Below are 17,774 nucleotides of genomic sequence, written 5' to 3' on the forward strand. Positions count from 1 at the left end.
ATTGGGTAAAGGAATCGTCAAGCGGCGCGGCCCTTCCGCGTCTGGAGCCATGGGTTCGGCTGTGGGTCCGAAAAGGGTCCCGTTCCGCGTACGGCTACGCGGGCTGGTCGGCCGGCGTGGTGACGGGAGCCGCGCCGACCGGCGCGAGCTGCGGCCGGGTGGGGCGGGCCGGGATGAAGGCCGCGATCAGCAGGGCGGCGAGGCCGGCCCCGCAGGCGATCGCGAAGGCGACCCGGAATCCGTTCAGCGAGGGCAGCGGCACGCCCCCGAACGGCTGGGTCATATGGGCGAGCACCACCCCGACCACCGCGCTGGAGACCGAGGTGCCGATCGACCGCATCAGGGTGTTGAGCCCGTTGGCGGCGGCGGTCTCCGACAGCGGTACGGCGCCCATGATCAGGGCGGGCATGGCCGCGTAGGCGAGCGCGATGCCGGTGCCGATGACCGCGGAGACCAGGACGACCTCCCACACGCTGTTCATCATGGCCAGCCCCATGGCGTAGCCGGCGGCGACGACGGTCACGCCCAGCATCAACGAGGTCTTCGGGCCGCGAGCGGCCGAGATCCGCGCCGACAGCGGCGAGACCACGATCATCACCAGACCGCCGGGAGCCAGGCACAGCCCGGCGGCGATCATCGACTGACCGAGACCGTAACCGGTCGCCTTGGGCAACTGCAGGAGCTGCGGAAGCACGATCGACATCGCGAAGAGAGCGAAGCCGACGAGGATCGAGGCGAGGTTGGTGAGCAGCACCTGGGGGCGCGCGGTGGTGCGCAGATCCACCAGAGGCGCGGTGGTCCGCAGCTCGTAGGCACCCCAGCCGAGCAGGATCACCGCGGAGGTGCCGAAGAGTCCGAGGGTGCCGCCGGCCCAGCCCCAGTCGCCGCCCTTGGACACAGCGAGCAGCAGGCAGACCAGTCCGGCCGACAGCCCGACGGCACCGGGGAAGTCGAAGCGGGCGGGGGTGCGCACCCGCGACTCGGGGACGAGGAAGAAGATGAGGGTCATGGCGGCGGCCCCGAGCCCGGCCGAGCACAGGAACAGGGAGTGCCAGTCGAAGTGCTGGGCGATGGCCGCGGCACCCGGCATGCCGAGCGCTCCGCCGATCCCCAGCGAGGAACTCATCAGGGCCATCGCGGAGCCCATCCGCTCCTTGGGGAGTTCGTCGCGCATGATGCTGATGCCGAGCGGGATGACGCCCATCGCGCCGCCCTGAAGGGCCCGGCCGATCACCATCGGAAGCAACGAGGTGGTGAAGGCGCAGATCAGCGAACCGACCACCAGCAAGCTGAGGCTGAAGAGCAGAATGCGCCGCTTGCCGTACATGTCGCCGAGCCGGCCCATGACGGGTGTGGCGACGCAACCGGCCAGCAGGGTCGCGGTGATCACCCATGAGGCATCGGAGGCAGAGGCGTGCAGCAGCGTGGGGAGTTCTGGGATCAGCGGGACCACGAGGGTTTGCATCACCGCCACGACGATGCCCGCGAAGGCGAGCACCACGACGAGGGAGCCGCCCCGGTCGCGGGCCGCTTGGTCGGATATCTGGGGCACGTGTACCGCCTCCGGTGAAGTTGGTGATGTGCACGATACACAAGATGTGTATCGTGCACATTACGTACCCAATGGGTACGCTCGGCGCGCAGGACGCGGTGACATAGGAGGCAGTGTGCTGGAGCGACTCGAACGGGAGTTGACGCTGATCGCCCGGCACCAGGTGATGGCTCGCCGGGACCAGGTGGGCGGGCGGCTGGAGAAGTCCGCGTATCTGCTGCTCAACAGGATCGACTCGGGCGGCGCGATGTCCATCGGACAGCTCGCGGAGGCGTTCGGACTGGACACCTCGACGGTCAACCGGCAGACGGCTGCTCTGCTGCGGTCCGGGCTGGCCGAGCGCGTCGCGGACCCGGACGGCGGTATGGCCCGCAAATTGCGGATCACCGGCGCGGGGAAGGACCGGCTGGCGGCCGACCGGGCGTTCTACCTCAACGGCCTGAGCCGGGTGCTCGCGGAGTGGACACCGCAGGAGATCCAGCAGTTCGAAGACATACTCACCCGGTTCAACCGCAGCATCGAGGCGCTGGAGGGACGGGAATGGCCCCGCCCGGAATCGGGCGGGGCCGCAAGCGCGTAACCCGCTAGGGCCTGTCCGGCCCTAGCCGGGCAGCGGGAGTTCGAACCAGACGACCTTGCCGACCGCCTTGCGGCTGGTGCCCCAGTGGCGCGACAGGTGGGAGACCAGGGCGAGGCCGCGGCCTTCCTCGTCGTCCGCGTCGGCACGCCGCAGGTGCGGCAGGTTGTGATCGTCGTCGCTGACCTCGACCAGCAGCTTGCCGACGCGCATCAGGCGCAGCTGTACCTCGTGCGACGCCGCCCGCAGCGCGTTGGTGACCAGCTCGCTGACCAGCAGTTCGGTGACGTCCATCAGCCGCTCCAGACCCCAGACGCCGAGCTGGTGGCGGGTGAGTTCACGAGCGGTGCGGACCTCGGAGAGGTCCATCCGGAGCGTCCACTGGACGACGTCCTCGGAGGCGATGCCCTCGAACCGGGCGACCAGCAGGGCGACATCGTCACGCCGGTCGTCGGAGTGCAGCCGGCTGAGGATCTGCGCGCACACGTCCTCGGGGGTCTGCTGCGGCTCGATGACATTGGCGCACAGGGCGGCCAGCCCGGCGTCTATGCCCTGGCCGCGGACCTCAACCAGGCCGTCCGTGCACAGCACCAGCCAACTGCCGTCGGGCACCGGGATCTCGACGGTCTCGAAGGGGACACCGCCGACGCCGATCGGCGCGCCCTGGGGGATCTGCAGCAGCTCGCTGCGCCCGTCGTGGCGGGCCAGGACCGGCGGGATGTGGCCCGCGTTGGCGAGGGTCAGATTGCGGTGGATCGGGTCGTAGACCGCGTAGACGCAGGTGGCGAGGTGTTCGGGACCAAGCCGGTGCGCGAGATTGTCCAGGTGGCGCAGGAGCTGTGCCGGCGGCAGGTCCAGTGCGGCCATCGTGATCACGGACGTACGGAACTGGCCCATGACGGCGGCGCTGAGCAGGCCGTGGCCCATCACGTCACCGACGATCAGCGCGACACGGCCGCCGGGGAGCTGGATCGCGTCGAACCAGTCGCCGCCGACCTGCGCCTGGCGGTCGCCCGGCATGTAGTGGTGCGCGATCCGGACGCCGGGAATCTTGGGCGGACGGGTCGGCATCATGCTGCGCTGGAGGGTCGCGGCGGCGCGGGACTCGAAGCGGTGGAGGCGGGCGTTGTCGAGGTGGACGGCGCCCCGGGTGACGATCTCGACCGCGGTCGCGGCGTCCTTCGCGTCGAACGGACGACGGTTCGGCTGCCGCAGGAAGCACATCCGGCCGAGGACCGTACCGCGCGCGGTGAGCGGGACCACGACCATGGAACGGCCGGGCAGCATCGGGCCGAGGGCCGGAATGCCCAGGTCGAGCGCTAGATCCTGGGCGAGCGCCGGCTCGATGACGGGCACGAGCAGCGGTTCGCCGAGGCGCGGGGTGATGTCGTCGGCGGAGAGGGTGATCAACTCGCCCTCCGGGACCGCGCTGTCCCAGGATCCGGGCGGCCCGCGGTGGGCGACCGCGACCCTGCGGAGCAGGACGGTGTCGGACGGCCGGTCGTCCTTCGGAGGCTCGGTGTCGGAGAACAGCTGGTCGACGATGAGGATCGCGGCGAAGTCCGCGAAGCGCGGGACGGTCACGGCACACAACTCGCGCGCCGTGGTGTCGAGATCGAGGGTGCTGCCGACCTTGGTGCCGGTCTCGCGCAGTAACGCGAGCTGCTCGTCCAGGATATGGCCGGGGGCGGGCGTCGCGAAGATCGGCACGGCGGGGACGGCGGACAAGCCCTCGGCGCCGGTGCGCGCACCGCCGGTGCACGCAACGCCGGCCGGGCCGGTGCCTGAGCGGGGCGCGGGGAGCAGTTCCCTGCGGTTCGTGCGGATCTGCCGCAGGGTGCCGCCGTCGGCCTCGTACTCCCTTGGCAGGACGGGGAGTTCGGTGCTGCCGTCCACTCGTAGGACGGGGTACCCCAGCGGTACGACCTGCCGCATGATCCGGTCGAGCCGGCCGGGGCTCACCCGGGGAAGGACGATGCCGAGGCGGGCGGTCAGATGCCGGGCGTGCGCCAGATCGGGGACGGGCGCGAGCTGGGCGGAGACCGAGATGCCCTCGCGGACGGGTTCCTCCGCGGCGTACGTCAGCAGGCGGTCGCCGAGGGCGATCCGCAGCGAGCCGGTGCGCAGCGGCTTGGCGTTGGCGGCGATGGCCAGCAGGCTGCGGCCGGCGGGCTCCATGATCCGGTACGTCCACCACAGCACGTCGCGAACGGTGCCGTCCCGGTCGGTGGTGTCGAGCGAACCGGCCCAGGCGGGATGGGTGAGGTCGTCGAGCAGGTCGAGCGTGTCCTGGTGCGGAGCGCCGGAGGCGGTCAGCAGCCCGGAGGCGCGATGGCCGAAGACGCCCTCCCAGCGATGGCCGAAAAGCTCCTCGGCGCCGCGGTTCCAGTACGAGACGCGGCCGTCGGGATCAACGCATAGGACGGCGAGGCGCAGGAGCGCGGCCACACCGGTGGTGGCCAGCGGAGCAGCGGCGGCGACGCCGCTGCCGGCCGCGTTGCCGTTCTCGGCGGCAGGGTCGGCGGACATATCCTTCGCTTTCGTCGCCTCCGCGCCAACGGCCGGCCCCTGGGCTGGGCCTTTGGCCGTATCGGCGGACTGGGAAAGCCGGGTCATCTCGTTCAACGTCGTGCACCTGCGGTTCGGCGCTGAGTAGGGTCCAGCTCAAGGCAAGCATGAAACTTCGGGCGGGGTCGACCAAATGGCCAGATTGCCCCCCAGCGGTGGGGTAAGCGGCATCGGTGCCTCCGCCTGCTGACGGGGAGGGCACATGTCGGAGTCGAGGGTTCCTCGCATAACAGGGTTCGCGCGGTGGCCGCACGAGGCGACGGCGAGGACGGCGGGCAAGGCGCTGCGGGACCGGGTGCCGCGTGCGGCGCACGATCAGCTGCCGGACGGCGGTGACCGGCCGGGACCGCTGGGGGCGCTGGAAGCGTCCAATTCCGGCCGGATCGATGGGCTGATACCGCTACGGGTCGGGCGGATGGCGGCGAGCCCGTTCGCCTTTCTGCGCGGCTCGGCCGGGCTGATGGCGGCCGATCTCGTCGACACCCCGGTTACCGGCGTCGGCGCCCAGATCTGCGGCGACGCACACGCGGCGAACTTCGGGCTCTACGGCGACGCCCATGGCCGGCTGGTCATGGACATCAACGATTTCGACGAGACGGTGCACGGCCCGTGGGAATGGGATGTGAAGCGGCTAGCGGCTTCGCTGGTGCTCGCCGGGCGGGAGGCGGGCGCGTCCGAGGACAAATGCCGGGCGGCGGCGTACGACGCGGTCGGGGCGTACCGGCGCACCATGCGGCTGCTCGCCAAGCTCCCGGTGCTGGACGCGTGGAACGCCATCGCGCACGAGGAGCTGCTCGCGCACGCGGACGCGCGCGATCTGCTGGGCACGCTGGAGCAGGTGTCGGCCAAGGCGCGGAAGAACACCAGCGCGAAGTTCGCGTCGCGGTCGACGGAGCTGCTGGCGGACGGCGGACGGCGCTTCGTCGACGCCTTGCCGGTGCTGCGGCGGGTGCCGGACGCGGAGGCGGCGTCGGTCGCGGGGGCGCTGGACGGCTATCTGCGGACGGTGTCGGAGGACCGGCTGCCGCTGCTGGCGCGCTACGCGGTGCACGATGTGGCGTTCCGCGTGGTGGGGACGGGGAGCGTGGGGACCCGGTCGTACGTGGTGCTGCTGCTGGACCACCTGGGGGAGCCGCTGGTGCTGCAGGTGAAGGAGGCCCGCGCGTCGGCGCTGCGGCCGTACGTGGCGAAGGCCGGCTTCGATGTCGCGGATCCGGATTCGGGAACGGGTTCGGCTAAGGGGTCGCGTTCGCGTTCGGGGGGCGGGAGCGCGCATGAGGGTCGTCGTGTGGTGCTCGGGCAGAAGCGGATGCAGGTGGTCAGCGACATCCTGCTCGGGTGGACGACCGTGGAGGGGCTGCCGTATCAGGTGAGGCAGTTCCGGAACCGGAAGGGGAGCGTGGATCCGGCGGCGCTGGAGACGGGGCTGATCGACGACTACGCGCGGATGACCGGGGCGCTGCTCGCCCGGGCCCACTCGCACAGCGCGGATCCTCGGCTGATCGCCGGGTACTGCGGCAAGAATGATGAGCTGGACGCGGCGATCACCACCTTCGCGGTCGCGTACGCGGACCGTACGGAGGCCGATCACGCGGAGCTGCTGGGCGCGATCAGGACCGGCAAGGTGTCGGCCGAGCTCGGCATCTAGAAGCGCGGTATCCAGGAGCCGGTATCCAGGAGCCGGTATCCAGGAGGTCGGTATCCAGGAGGTCAGTATCCAGCGCGATTCATGTATAAATCCTGACGAATAGGCGCGAAAGTGAGGAGCGGAGGCCGGTGCGGCGGCCGTCTCGGGGCGGGGGCTCGGGACGGGGGGCTGCCCGGCTCCGTAGGCTGTGCGAGTGACGAACCCGGAAGCGGAACAGGTGGATCAGCGGGCCTCCCAGCGGTTGGCGAAGGCAGTGCGCGCCGCTGAGCAGGCACTCATCGAGTTCGAGATCGCGGTGGAGACCTTCCGGGTCGAGGTGGACAACTTCTCCCGGCTGCATCACCAGCGGCTCGGCCCGATGTATGCCCGGCTGGATGAGCTGGACGCCCTGATCGCGGAAGCGGTGGCGGCGAACAGTGGCGACCGGGCGGACATCGAGCGGGCCTGGGAGGCGCGCGCTCTAGTCATGCCCATGCCTGGGATCGAGGAGCTCTTCGAGGGGATGCTCGGCCAGGACGGCGTGCGGCCGGTCGAGGACCCGAATCCCCCGCGCCGGGTACGGCCGGGCAAGGAGGCGCAGCGGCTCTACCGCGAGCTGGCCCGTAAGGCGCACCCGGACCTGGCGCAGGACGAGGCGGAGAAGGAGCGGCGCAGCGTCTTCATCGCGCGGGTCAATGAGGCCTACGCGGACGCCGACGAGGACCTGCTGCGCGAGCTGGGGGCGGAGTGGGAGGCCGGGCCGGCTCTCGAGGAGGAGCTGCCGACCGAGGCGGAGGTGCTCTACGCCCGGCTGGAGTGGCTGGCCGAACGCAAGGAGGCGCTGTCCGTGATCGCCGCGGACCTGGACGGCAGCGCGATCGGGCAGATGATGAAACTGTCGCCCGATGATCCGGACGGACTGCTCAACGAGATCGCCGAGCAGCTGCTGGAACAGGTGGGGGCGCGGGAGGCACGGCTCGCGGAGCTGGTCCGCTCCAGCGACGGCTGAGGTAGCTTTCTCGAGTCCGGTGTGTGCGTTGTATGTGTTGTACGTGTTGTACGTGTTGTGTCGAGGAGGCCACCCCCCATGTTCCACTCCCAGTTGCCCGCGGTGGACGCCGTGAGCGTTCCGGCTGACGGTTTCCTGCTGGATGTCCGGGAGAACGGCGAATGGGCGGCCGGGCACGCGCGGGACGCGCTCCACATCCCCATGGGCGAGGTCGTGAGCCGGATCGCCGAGGTGCCGGACGGCCGGCGCGTGCACGTGGTGTGCCGGGTCGGCGGACGGTCGGCGCAGGTTGCCCAGTACCTGATCGCCCAGGGTGTCGACGCGGTGAACGTGGACGGCGGGATGCTCGGATGGGAAGCGGCCGGGCGGCCGCTGGTGTCGGACAACGACGGCCCGGCCTTCGTGCTCTGATCCCGCGTCTTCGTGCTCTGAGCTGCGTCTTCGTTTTCTGATCCCGCGCTGGTGGCCGTCACGGCCCGGTGGGGCTGTGATGTGTTCTTTGCCTGCCCGGCAGCTCTAGCCGAGGGGGTGGGCGGCGATCAGGTCGCCCAGGACCTCCTCGTGGGCGGCGGCCGGGCCGAGCGACAGCTCGAGCTGCTTGGCCCAGGCGTGATAGCGATGCAGCGCGTAGTCGGTGTCCGCACCGAAGCCGCCATGCAGGTGCTGCGCGGTCTGGACGACCCTCCGTACGCCGTCCGACGCCCAGATCTTCGCGACCGCGATGTCCCCGGTGAAGGGCAGTGCGCCGGGGACGTCGATGGTCAGCCGCCAGGCGGCCTGCCAGAGCGTGGCCTCCATCGCCCGCAGGTCGATGTAGCGGTCGGCGGACTGCACCGCGACCGCCTGGAAGGTCGCGATGGGGTAGCCGAATTGCTCGCGCTTGCTCGCGTAAGCGCTGGTCATGCCGAGGACCGCCTCGCCCAGGCCGAGCGCGAGGGCGCAGGTGCCGGTGGCGAGCAGATTGCGCAGCCACTCCCAGGCGCCGTCCGTGGTGATGACGTCACCGGCCGGGATCCGTACGCCGTCGAGCGTGATCTCGGCGAACCGCTCACCGCTGGTGGAGACCTGCTCGGCGAGCGTGACCCCTTCCTGGAGCCGCGGGACCACCGCGATGACCGGCCGCCCTTCGGTGGTGTGGGCCGGCACCAGGATGTGATCGGACTGCTGCGCCCAGGGGACGGCGGTCTGGACACCGTCGAGCAGCCACTGGTCCGGGTCCTGCCCGTCGTCCGGCTCTTCCTGGCGGGCCTGGACGGCGAGTTCGGCCCCGTCATGGCCGGTGCGGCCGTTGGCGGCGACGGTGAGGACAAGCCCGCCGCTCCCTGCCGCGGAGAGAAGCCGGGCGCGCAGCGTTTCGGAGCCGTAGGTCTGTAGGGCGAGCCCGGCGGCGCAGGTCTCCAGCAGCGGTACCCGGGCGAGCACCTTGCCGGCCTCCCGCAGCACGAGGCACAGCGCTATCGGGTCGAGGCCGGCGCCGCCGTACGCCTCGGCCAGGACCAGACTCAGCAGGTCGCTGTCGGCGAGCTTGCGCCACAGGGCGCGGTCGAAGTCCTCGGCGACCGGCCCAGGGGTGAGCGCGGGGCTGGGGACCGAATCCGGCGCGACTCCCGAGAACACGGCCCGCGCCGCCTCGACCGCCGCAAGTTGCTCCTCGGTGAAGCTGAAGTCCACTGCTAGCCCCTCCCACCGCTACGGTCACCTGACAGTGCGTCAGGTTAGAACACGTTCTAGAGAGAGGGAATAGCGAGGGGATACCGAGAGCGAATGCCGTTACGCGTCGAAGTCCAACTCCACCCGATCGGTGAGCGGATGCGACTGGCAGGCCAGCACATACCCGGCCTCGGTCTCATCCGGCTCCAGCGCGAAGTTCCGGTCCATCCGCACTTCGCCCGACACCAGCCGGGCCCTGCACGTCCCGCACACCCCGCCCTTGCAGGCGTACGGGGCATCCGACCGGTTGCGCAGCACCGTCTCCAGGACGGATTCGCCGCCCTCGGACGGCCAGGTCCCGCCGCGTCCGTCGAGCGTCGCCGCGACCATGCTGCCGACCGGGGTCAGGGCCCGCGCGGTCACCGCTGCCGGGTTGTCGTCCACATGGAAGATCTCCTGGTGGATCCGGGACCGGGCCACTCCGAGCCCGCGCAGCGCCTTCTCGGCCCCCTGCACCAGCCCGAAGGGGCCGCAGAGATACCACCCGTCCACCGTTTCCACCGGCAGCAGCGCGGGCAGCAGCGCGGTCAGCCGCTCCTCGTCCAGCCGACCGGACGGCAGACCGGCCTGCTGGTCCTCGCGGGACAGCACGTTCACCAGCTGAAGCCGGCCCGGATAGCGGTCCTTGAGGTCGGCGACCTCCTCCAGGAACATCGTCGAGGCGGTGCTGCGGTCGCTGCGCACCAGGCAGAAGCGGGCCGTTTCCTCGCGGGCGAGGACGGTGGCCATCTGGGACAGCACCGGCGTGATGCCGCTGCCGCCGACCACCGCCACGAAGTGCCCGGGGCGCGGTTCGAGGATGAACCGGCCCATGGGCGGCATGACATCCAGGACGTCACCCACCGCCAGCTCCTTGTGGGCGTACACGGAGAACTCGCCGTCCTCGACCAGCCGCACACCGACTCGCAGTCGCTCCGGCCCCCCGGGACCGGGGGCCGGGTCGCAGACCGAGTACGTCCGCCGGATCTCGGAACCGTCCATGAACCGGCGAACCGCGATGTGCTGTCCTGCCGCGAAGCGGTATGCCTCGCGCAGTGGGGCCGGCACGTCGAAGGTCACGGTCACCGAATCGTCCGTGAGCCGCTCGATCTCGGTGACCCGGAGCGGATGGAACATTCACAACTCCTTGAAGTGGTCGAACGGTTCGCGGCAGGTCTCACAGCGGCGCAGGGACTTGCAGGCGGTGGAGGAGAAGCGGTTGAGCAGGGTGGTGTCCATGGAGCCGCAGTGCGGGCAGCGCACCGACAGCTCGACCGGGACCGGGCCGCCGACGGTGACCGGGCGCGGCGGCGCTATGCCGTGTTCGGCGAGCTTGCGGCGTCCCTCGGCGGTGATCGCGTCGGTGGACCAGGCCGGCGACAGCACCGTCCGGACGGACACCTCGGGCATGCCGTGCTCACGCAGGGCCTGGGTGATGTCCGTGACCATCGTGCCGATGGCGGGACAGCCGGTGTAGGTCGGTGTCAGCTGCACCTCGACCCTTCCGGGGCCGACGAGTTGCAGGCCGCGCAGCACGCCCAGCTCGGCGAGGGTGAGTACCGGCAGTTCCGGGTCCGGGACCGACCCCGCGATTTGCAGCAGTTCCTCCTCCAGGACACCGCCAGGTGCACCGGAGACCAACCCGGAAGCCGCTGCAGCAGCCGTATCGCCGGCCATCGTCCCGTCGGTGACCAGGTCACCGGTCACCACGTCGTCGGTCACCACGTCGCCCCCGGGTGTGCCCGATGCAGGTGCTGCATCTCCGCGATCATCCGGCCGAAGGACTCGGTGTGGATGCCCTCTCTGCCGGCGCCCGCCGACCAGGCGGTCACATCCGGACCTTCGGGCATGGTCAGCGTGGCCTGCCGTACGACGGCGGTGACGCGCTCCAGCCAGGGCTCACGCAGCGCCCCGAGGTCGATGTCCAGCCCCTCCAGCGGCTGGAAGAGTTCACCCGTGTAGCGCCACAGGGCATCCAGGCCGCGCTGCATGCGCTCATGGCTCTCGGCTGTCCCGTCGCCGAGCCGCAGGGTCCACTGCCGGGCGTGGTCGTGGTGGTAGGCGACCTCTTTCACCGCCTTCGCGGCCAGCGGCGCGAGGTCGCTGTCACCCTGGGCCAGCTCCGCGTAGAGCAGCTCCTGGTACGTCGAGAAGAACAGCTGGCGGGCGATCGTGTGGGCGAAGTCGCCGTTCGGCTGCTCGACGAGCTGGACGCTGCGGAATTCGCGTTCCTCCCGGCCGAAGGCCAGCTCGTCCTCGTCACCGACGAGGGAGAGCAGCACGCGGGCCTGGCCCAGCAGATCCAGCGCGATATTGGCGAGCGCGACATCCTCTTCGAGGACCGGCGCGTATCCGGCCCACTCCCCCAGTCGCTGAGCGAGCACCAGGGCGTCGTCACCGAGGGGCAGCGCCGGGCTGATGACTGCTGTGTTCACAGGTGCCGCACCCCTTCCGGGATCTTGTAGAAGGTCGGGTGCCGGTACGGCTTGTCACCCGCCGGCTCGAAGAACGAGTCCTTCTCGTCCGGCGAGGAGGCGGTGATCTGCGTGGACGGCACGACCCAGATCGATACGCCTTCGCCCCGCCGGGTGTAGAGGTCACGTGCGTTGCGCAGCGCCATCTCCGCGTCCGGCGCGTGGAGGCTGCCCGCGTGGCTGTGGCTCAGCCCGCGCCGGCTGCGGACGAAGACCTCCCACAGCGGCCAGTCAGTGGCGGTCATCAGCGCACCTCTCCGTGCTTGGCCGCGTATGCCGTGGCCGCTTCCCTGACCCAGGCGCCTTGCTCATGGGCGGTGCGGCGCTGGGTGATCCGCTGTTCGTTGCACGGCCCGTTGCCGCGCAGCACCTCATGGAACTCGGTCCAGTCGATCGCCCCGTAGTCGTGGGCGCCCCGCTCCTCGTTCCACCGCAGCGCGGGGTCGGGGAGGGTGAGCCCGAGGACCTCGGCCTGTGGGACGCAGATGTCGACGAAGCGCTGCCGCAGCTCATCGTTCGAATGCCGCTTGATCTTCCAGGCCATGGACTGCTCGGAGTGCCCCGATTCGGTGTCCGGGGGGCCGAACATCATCAGCGACGGCCACCACCAGCGATCCACCGCGTCCTGCGCCATGGCGTGCTGCGCGTCGGTGCCCTGGCTGAGAGCGAGCAGCAGCTCGTATCCCTGCCGCTGGTGGAACGACTCCTCCTTGCAGATCCGCACCATCGCGCGGGCGTAGGGGCCGTAGGAGCAGCGGCACAGCGGCACTTGGTTGGTGATTGCGGCGCCGTCCACGAGCCAGCCGACCGCCCCGACGTCGGCCCAGGTCAAGGTGGGGTAGTTGAAGATCGAGGAGTATCGCTGGCGGCCGGCGTGCAGCTTGTCGAGCAGTTCGTCACGGCCGACGCCGAGGGTTTCGGCGGCGCTGTAGAGATACAGCCCGTGCCCGGCCTCGTCCTGCACCTTGGCCATCAGGATCGCCTTGCGGCGCAGCGAGGGCGCACGGCTTATCCAGTTGGCCTCGGGCTGCATGCCGATGATCTCGGAATGGGCGTGCTGCGCCATCTGCCGGATGAGCGTGGCGCGGTAGGCGTCGGGCATCCAGTCGCGCGGTTCGATCCGCGCTTCCTCGGCGAGTGCCGACTCGAAGGCGGCGAGAAAGCCGGCCTGGGGTGCCGCCTCCTCGACCGTCGCTGCCGTCGTCATTTGTGCCCCTTTTGTTGTCCTGCTCCGGACCAACCGACCGACCGATCGTTCGGTTCAATGGTCGGCTGCCCGCCTTTGGGTGTCAAGGCCATCCCGATGGCTGTGGATAACCCGGTACGGTCACCGATGGCGTGAGGGCATGAGTAGCGTTCCGTGCGGAAGCGGAGCGCGGTGAGAATCGGGGAGATCATGGAGCCACCGGAGAGGCCGGAACCGGAGACGGGACCGGACACGGAATCGGGGGCGGGAGCGGACGCCGGGCCAGTGGCGGAGGCCGGGGCCGAAGCGGAGATCGGGGCGGACGCGGAGACCGAGGCGGACGCTACGGATGCCGCGCACGCGGAGAACCGGGCGGACGCGGAGCCGGCGACGGGGAAACTGCCGACCCTGTCCACACCCTCCTGGATCGTGGTCTCACTCGCCGTGGCGGCTGTCGCGGTCGGTGCCGTCTTCCATCTCGGCATGGTGTTCCTGCACGTCGCGCCGTCGAACACGGCCAGCAAGGAGTACCAGTCCACGGTCGACTCGTACATCTACCCCGAGTTCGAGCAGAACTGGAAGCTCTTCGCGCCCGACCCGCTCCAGGCGAACATCCATGTGCAGGCGCGTGCCGAGGTGCGCAGGCCCGATGGCGGCCTGGAGACCACCGGCTGGGTCGACCTGACCGCGATCGACCTGAACGGCATCCGGCACAGCATCGCCCCCAGCCACGCCCAGCAGAACGAGCTGCGCCGCGCCTGGGGCTTCTACACCCAGTCCCACGACGGCAACAACAAGCCAAGCGGCACACGCGGTGAGCTCAGCCGGCAGTACGTGCAGCGGATCGTGGAGAACCGATTCGGTCCGAAGCTGAACGGCGGCGACGTCGTCCGCGTTCAGGCCCGCTCCGCGTCCGTGCAGGTCGCTCCGCCTCCGTGGAGCGACGCCAAGCCCAACACCCAGGCGCAGTATCAGCAGACGCTCTGGTGGTCGGTGGCCACCTCCGGACAGGAGAACGCCTCGTGAGTGGTCGCAAGGACCTGCCGGCCTCCCCCTTCGCGGGCCTCGGCGGAACGCTCGACACCGGGCTGACCCGTGGGCTCGCCCGGATCACCACCACCGCCATGGGCCCGTACCAGAGCGCCGTCGTCCGCATCGGCTTCTCGCTGACCTGGCTGCTTTTCCTGCTGCGCGAGTGGCCGCACCGGGCCGAGCTGTACGGCCCCGACGCCGTATGGACCTGGGACATGGCCCAACGGCTGATGGCCGACAACGGCTCCGGCGCCTTTAGCGCGTTGATGTGGACCAACAGCCAGGTCTGGTTCGAGGTCGTCTACGTGGGCGCGATCATCGCGAGCGCGCTGCTGCTGGTCGGCTGGCGGACCCGTACGTCCTCGGTCCTGTTCATGATCGGTGTGCTGTCGCTGCAGAACCGCAGCATCTTCATGGGCGACGGCGGTGACAACGTCATCCATCTGATGGTGATCTACCTCGTGCTGACTCGCTGCGGCCAGGTCTGGTCCCTCGACAAGCGCCGCGCCGAACGGACGCCGACCAGGAAGCCGACCGGGAAGGCGGATCCGGATCCGACCGGCGTGGTCCTGTGGTCGGGCCTGGGCGCCGCGCTCGTCCTCGTCACCCTGCTGGGCAAACTCGGCTGGGGCTGGGCGCTGATCTTCTGGGGTCTCTGGCTGGCGCAGGCGGCGTGGTGGGCGGTGCGGCGCTACGCCCCCGGCGAGCCCAGCACGGTGCTGGACGTCCTCGCCAACCTGGCCCACAACGGCGGCATGCTGGTGATCGTCGTCGAAGTCTGCCTGATCTATGCGACGGCCGGCTGGTACAAGATCCAGGGCTCCCGCTGGCAGGACGGCACCGCGCTGTACTACCCGCTCCACCTGGACGACTTCACCCCCTGGCCGGCGCTCTCCCACGCACTCGCCAGTGCGGGCCTCATCGTCATGGTGATCACGTACGGCACGGTGATCGTCCAGGTCGCGTTCCCCTTCACGCTCTTCAACCGCCGTGTGAAGAACGTGCTGCTCGTCGCGATGATCATCGAGCACGCCTCGATCGCGATCCTGCTCGGTCTCCCGTTCTTCTCGCTCGCGATGATCGCCGCCGACGCGGTCTTCCTGCCGACCAACTTCCTGCGGTGGGTGGGCAGCCGGATCGCCGGCCTCGTGCCGGGCGCCCTCCGGGCCGGAACTCGGCAAGACCGGGACCTGGACCAGGAGCCGACTGACGGGGGCGGGGCCGCCGGTGGTCCGACGGGCCGGGGGCCGACGATCGGGCGGCCCGCCGCCGAGCCCCAGCTGGCCCATGGGGAGCGGGGCGGAGCCGGGGACGGCTACCGCGTCTAGAGCCGCCACCGGCACGTTTCACCGGGTTGCGCGTCCTTCGGCCGCGCGTCCTCAATCTCCCCAGCTACCGCTGGGAGGTGCCCCCGGACGGGCTGAACTCAGTCCGACCGGTGCCTGGGGCGGGCAGCCAGTGGTATAGCGCCATCGCCACCGTGGTGGCCAGGTTGAAGCTGGAGACGTGCGGGCGCATCGGTACGGCGATCAGTTCGGTCGCCCGCTCGCGCATCTCCAGTGAGATCCCGTGCCGCTCCGAGCCGAACGCGAGGAGCGCGTCGTCCGGGATGACGGTCGACCTGATGTCCTTGCCCTCGGGGTCCAGGACATACAGCGGTCCGGCCGGCAGCTCGGGGAGGTCCAGCCGCTCGACCGCGGTGGCGAAGTGCAGGCCGGCGCTCGCGCGCACCACGTTCGGGTGCCAGGGGTCGATGTCCCCGGTAGTGATCACGCCGGTCGCGCCGAACCCGGCGGCCAGCCGGATCACCGCCCCGATGTTGCCGAGATTCCGCGGGTTGTCCAGGACGATGATGGGTGACTGCCGCGGCGCCCTGTTCAGCGCCTCCAGGTTGGAGCCGACCTCGCGGCGGACGGCGAGCGCGACCACTCCGGTCGGATGGATTCTCGGCACCAGCTCCCGCAGCACCTGCCCGGGCATCTCGACGAGGATCGCGCCGAGCCGGCCGGTCAGGTCGTCCGACAGCTCCTCGGCGAGTGCCAGAGCGGCGGACCGGTCGCTGGTCAGCGCCAACCGCACATCCGCGCCGAAGCGCAATGCGTGTTTCAGGGCGTGGAAACCATCGAGCAGAACGGCGCCGGGGGCCGCCTCGCGCCACTGCCGCGCAGCGCGCCCGGCCTCGTCTTCCGTCATGGCCTCAGCGTACGGCGCCGGGACGGCACACCCGTTGTGGCGGTGGGCGGGCGAGGGAGCCCCGTCCGGAGTGACAGGGCAACTCGGGACGGGGCCGGATGGGGACGCCCTCGCTACGCGGGCCTGCGCACCTCGATGACGCGGAAGCGGCCGGCCACGAAGGCCCCGTCGCACAGCGCCGCGTTGGCCGCCGGATTGCCGCCCGAACCGTGGAAGTCGGAGAAGGCCGAGGTCTGGTTGACGTATACACCGCCGGTCAGATTCAGCGAGAGCTGGGCGGATTCCTCCCAGCACGCCTCCTCGAGCAGCCGCTCCACCTCGGCCGAGGTGGTGTAGCCGCCGACCGTCATGGCGCCCTTCTCCCGGACGGTACGGCGCAGCAGCTCAACCGCGTCGGCCGTGGAGTCGACCGCGACAGCGAACGACAGCGGCCCGAAGCACTCCGACAGATAGGCGGCCTGGGCGTCGGGCTTGGCCCCGTCCAGTTTCACCAGCACCGGCGTCCGGACCGTCGCGTCCGGGAAGTCGGGGTGGCTGACGGTCCGCGAGGCGAGTGCCACCTCACCGATCGATGGAGCCGCCTCCAGCCGTGCCTTCACATCCGGGTTGACCAGTGCGCCCAGCAGGGCGTTCGCCCGTGCGTCGTCGCCGAGCAGCCCTTCGATGGAGGCCGCCAGGTCGGCCACCACCTCGTCGTACGTCCGGTGTCCCGCGTCGGTGGTGATTCCGTCGCGGGGGATCAGCAGGTTCTGCGGCGTGGTGCACATCTGGCCGCTGTACAGGGACAACGAGAAGGCCAGGTTGTTGAGCATGCCCTTGTAGTCGTCCGTCGAGTCGATGACGACGGTGTTGACGCCGGCCTTCTCGGTGAAGACCTGTGCCTGGCGGGCGTTGGCCTCCAGCCAGTCGCCGAAGGCGGTGGAGCCGGTGTAGTCGATGATGCGGATCTCGGGGCGCAGGGCCAGAGTCTTGGCCAGGCCCTCGCCGGGCCGCTCGGCGGCCAGACAGACCAGGTTGGGGTCGAAGCCCGCCTCGGCCAGCACCTCACGGGCGACCGCGACCGTCAGCGCGAGCGGCAGCACGGCCCTCGGATGCGGCTTGACCAGCACGGGATTGCCGGTCGCGAGGGAGGCGAAGACGCCCGGGTAGCCGTTCCACGTCGGGAAGGTATTGCAGCCGACGACCATGGCGACGCCGCGCGGAACCGCCGTGAAGTCCTTCCGCAGCCGCAGCGGGTCCCGCTTGCCCTGCGGTTTGACCCACTCCGCCGAATCCGGGGTGCGGACCTGCTCGACGTACGCGTACGCCACCGCTTCCAGGCCGCGATCCTGCGCATGGGGGCCGCCGGCCTGGAACGCCATGGTGAAGGCCTGGCCGGAGGTGTGCATCACCGCATGGGCGAATTCCTGCGTCCGGGCATTGATCCGCGCCAGGATCTCCAGGCACACCATCGCCCTCAGCTCGGGTCCGGCGTCCCGCCAAGCGGGCATGGCCGCCCGCATCGCCGGGAGCAGTACCTCGATATCCGGGTGCGGGTAGTCCACCCCCAGCTCGATCCCGTAGGGCGAGGTCTCGCGCCCGGTCCAGTCGTCGGTGCCCGGCTGGTCGAGTGCGAAGCGCTGCCCCAGCAGCGCGTCGAACGCGCTCTTGCCGTCGGCTCCGTCTCCGTAAGCCTTCGGATGTTCGGGATACGGCGACCAGTATTCGCGGGTCCTGATCGCTTCGAGTGCCTTGTCGAGAGTGCCGCGATGCCGTTCGATCAACGGGACAGCGGTGAGATCGGCGGCCAATGGGACCAACTCCTCGTCGAGCTGGGCTGGATGTGGGAACACCGCTAGATTAACCGAATGTTCGGTCGGTTCAAGAG

General features: G+C 70.3%; 16 protein-coding genes. 6 read left to right on the top strand and 10 right to left on the bottom strand.

Translation table 11 applies throughout. The annotated features are described in order from the left end of the window. Positions 1–94: 94 nt before the first annotated feature. A complete protein-coding gene (locus QMK24_RS01630; protein ID WP_283463200.1) occupies positions 95–1,552 on the bottom strand; it encodes an MFS transporter in 1,458 nt (485 codons plus the stop codon). Positions 1,553–1,718: 166 nt separating this feature from the next. Here QMK24_RS01630 and QMK24_RS01635 point away from each other — a divergent pair, with 166 nt between their 5' ends. Then, a complete protein-coding gene (locus QMK24_RS01635) occupies positions 1,719–2,132 on the top strand; it encodes a MarR family winged helix-turn-helix transcriptional regulator (protein ID WP_283463383.1) in 414 nt (137 codons plus the stop codon). Between the two features lie 21 nt (positions 2,133–2,153). Here QMK24_RS01635 and QMK24_RS01640 read toward each other — a convergent pair whose 3' ends face one another. After that, positions 2,154–4,658, bottom strand: a complete 2,505-nt coding sequence (locus tag QMK24_RS01640; protein WP_283463201.1) for a SpoIIE family protein phosphatase — start codon at positions 4,656–4,658, stop codon at positions 2,154–2,156. Between the two features lie 241 nt (positions 4,659–4,899). Between QMK24_RS01640 and QMK24_RS01645 the strand changes: the two genes are divergently transcribed. The 3 genes from QMK24_RS01645 (at position 4,900) to QMK24_RS01655 (ending at position 7,744) form a co-directional block, all read left to right on the top strand. After that, positions 4,900–6,345, top strand: coding sequence for a DUF2252 domain-containing protein (locus QMK24_RS01645; RefSeq protein ID WP_283463202.1), 1,446 nt, complete (start codon positions 4,900–4,902; stop codon positions 6,343–6,345). A gap of 193 nt (positions 6,346–6,538) precedes the next feature. Next, positions 6,539–7,333 carry a hypothetical protein gene (locus tag QMK24_RS01650; RefSeq protein ID WP_283463203.1) on the top strand — a complete coding sequence of 265 codons (795 nt, stop codon included), beginning with the start codon at positions 6,539–6,541 and terminating at the stop codon, positions 7,331–7,333. 78 nt (positions 7,334–7,411) lie between these two features. Next, the gene (locus tag QMK24_RS01655; RefSeq protein ID WP_283463204.1) at positions 7,412–7,744 is read left to right on the top strand and encodes a rhodanese-like domain-containing protein; all 333 of its coding nucleotides are present in this window, start codon (positions 7,412–7,414) and stop codon (positions 7,742–7,744) included. Positions 7,745–7,849: 105 nt separating this feature from the next. Here QMK24_RS01655 and QMK24_RS01660 read toward each other — a convergent pair whose 3' ends face one another. The 6 genes from QMK24_RS01660 to paaA all read right to left on the bottom strand — a co-directional run bounded on the left by QMK24_RS01660 (position 7,850) and on the right by paaA (position 12,703). Beyond that, positions 7,850–9,004, bottom strand: coding sequence for an acyl-CoA dehydrogenase family protein (locus QMK24_RS01660; RefSeq protein ID WP_283463205.1), 1,155 nt, complete (start codon positions 9,002–9,004; stop codon positions 7,850–7,852). 99 nt (positions 9,005–9,103) lie between these two features. Beyond that, a complete protein-coding gene (locus QMK24_RS01665; protein WP_283463206.1) occupies positions 9,104–10,159 on the bottom strand; it encodes a 2Fe-2S iron-sulfur cluster-binding protein in 1,056 nt (351 codons plus the stop codon). Then, entirely contained in the window at positions 10,160–10,699 is a 540-nt protein-coding gene (gene paaD, locus QMK24_RS01670) for a 1,2-phenylacetyl-CoA epoxidase subunit PaaD (protein ID WP_283463385.1), read from the bottom strand. A 41-nt stretch (positions 10,700–10,740) separates the two neighbouring features. Further along, positions 10,741–11,442, bottom strand: coding sequence for a 1,2-phenylacetyl-CoA epoxidase subunit PaaC (gene paaC, locus QMK24_RS01675; RefSeq protein ID WP_283463386.1), 702 nt, complete (start codon positions 11,440–11,442; stop codon positions 10,741–10,743). 11 nt (positions 11,443–11,453) lie between these two features. Continuing rightward, positions 11,454–11,741: a 1,2-phenylacetyl-CoA epoxidase subunit PaaB gene (gene paaB / locus QMK24_RS01680; protein ID WP_283463207.1), complete on the bottom strand. Its 288-nt coding sequence runs from the start codon at positions 11,739–11,741 to the stop codon at positions 11,454–11,456. Next, entirely contained in the window at positions 11,741–12,703 is a 963-nt protein-coding gene (paaA, locus tag QMK24_RS01685; protein WP_283463208.1) for a 1,2-phenylacetyl-CoA epoxidase subunit PaaA, read from the bottom strand. Before paaA ends, paaB begins: the two co-directional genes overlap by 1 nt. Positions 12,704–12,967: 264 nt before the next feature. On the opposite strand from paaA, the gene QMK24_RS01690 reads away from it, so the two are divergent. Then, complete coding sequence (locus QMK24_RS01690; protein ID WP_283463209.1) at positions 12,968–13,708, top strand: DUF5819 family protein; 741 nt, start codon at positions 12,968–12,970, stop codon at positions 13,706–13,708. Between the two features lie 98 nt (positions 13,709–13,806). Next, the gene (locus QMK24_RS01695; protein ID WP_283463387.1) at positions 13,807–15,042 is read left to right on the top strand and encodes an HTTM domain-containing protein; all 1,236 of its coding nucleotides are present in this window, start codon (positions 13,807–13,809) and stop codon (positions 15,040–15,042) included. 64 nt (positions 15,043–15,106) lie between these two features. On the opposite strand, the gene QMK24_RS01700 is transcribed toward QMK24_RS01695, so the two are convergent. Together QMK24_RS01700 and paaN are read right to left on the bottom strand one after the other, a co-directional pair. Then, complete coding sequence (locus QMK24_RS01700; protein WP_283463210.1) at positions 15,107–15,907, bottom strand: TrmH family RNA methyltransferase; 801 nt, start codon at positions 15,905–15,907, stop codon at positions 15,107–15,109. A gap of 113 nt (positions 15,908–16,020) precedes the next feature. Next, positions 16,021–17,697, bottom strand: coding sequence for a phenylacetic acid degradation protein PaaN (paaN, locus tag QMK24_RS01705; RefSeq protein WP_283463389.1), 1,677 nt, complete (start codon positions 17,695–17,697; stop codon positions 16,021–16,023). Positions 17,698–17,774 lie beyond the last annotated feature (77 nt).

It is taken from the genome of Streptomyces sp. PH10-H1 (assembly GCF_030063355.1).
Lineage (GTDB): Bacteria > Actinomycetota > Actinomycetes > Streptomycetales > Streptomycetaceae > Actinacidiphila.

Bases quoted from the DNA above. Each gene is read 5' to 3' on its own strand.
- QMK24_RS01635 (WP_283463383.1), top strand. From the start codon at position 1,719: ATGGCTCGCCGGGACCAGGTGGGCGGGCGGCTGGAGAAGTCCGCGTAT.
- QMK24_RS01640 (WP_283463201.1), bottom strand. From the start codon at position 4,658: ATGTCCGCCGACCCTGCCGCCGAGAACGGCAACGCGGCCGGCAGCGGC.
- QMK24_RS01645 (WP_283463202.1), top strand. From the start codon at position 4,900: ATGTCGGAGTCGAGGGTTCCTCGCATAACAGGGTTCGCGCGGTGGCCG.
- QMK24_RS01655 (WP_283463204.1), top strand. From the start codon at position 7,412: ATGTTCCACTCCCAGTTGCCCGCGGTGGACGCCGTGAGCGTTCCGGCT.
- QMK24_RS01665 (WP_283463206.1), bottom strand. From the start codon at position 10,159: ATGTTCCATCCGCTCCGGGTCACCGAGATCGAGCGGCTCACGGACGAT.
- paaD (WP_283463385.1), bottom strand. From the start codon at position 10,699: ATGGCCGGCGATACGGCTGCTGCAGCGGCTTCCGGGTTGGTCTCCGGT.
- paaB (WP_283463207.1), bottom strand. From the start codon at position 11,741: ATGACCGCCACTGACTGGCCGCTGTGGGAGGTCTTCGTCCGCAGCCGG.
- paaA (WP_283463208.1), bottom strand. From the start codon at position 12,703: ATGACGACGGCAGCGACGGTCGAGGAGGCGGCACCCCAGGCCGGCTTT.
- QMK24_RS01695 (WP_283463387.1), top strand. From the start codon at position 13,807: ATGGGCCCGTACCAGAGCGCCGTCGTCCGCATCGGCTTCTCGCTGACC.
- QMK24_RS01700 (WP_283463210.1), bottom strand. From the start codon at position 15,907: ATGACGGAAGACGAGGCCGGGCGCGCTGCGCGGCAGTGGCGCGAGGCG.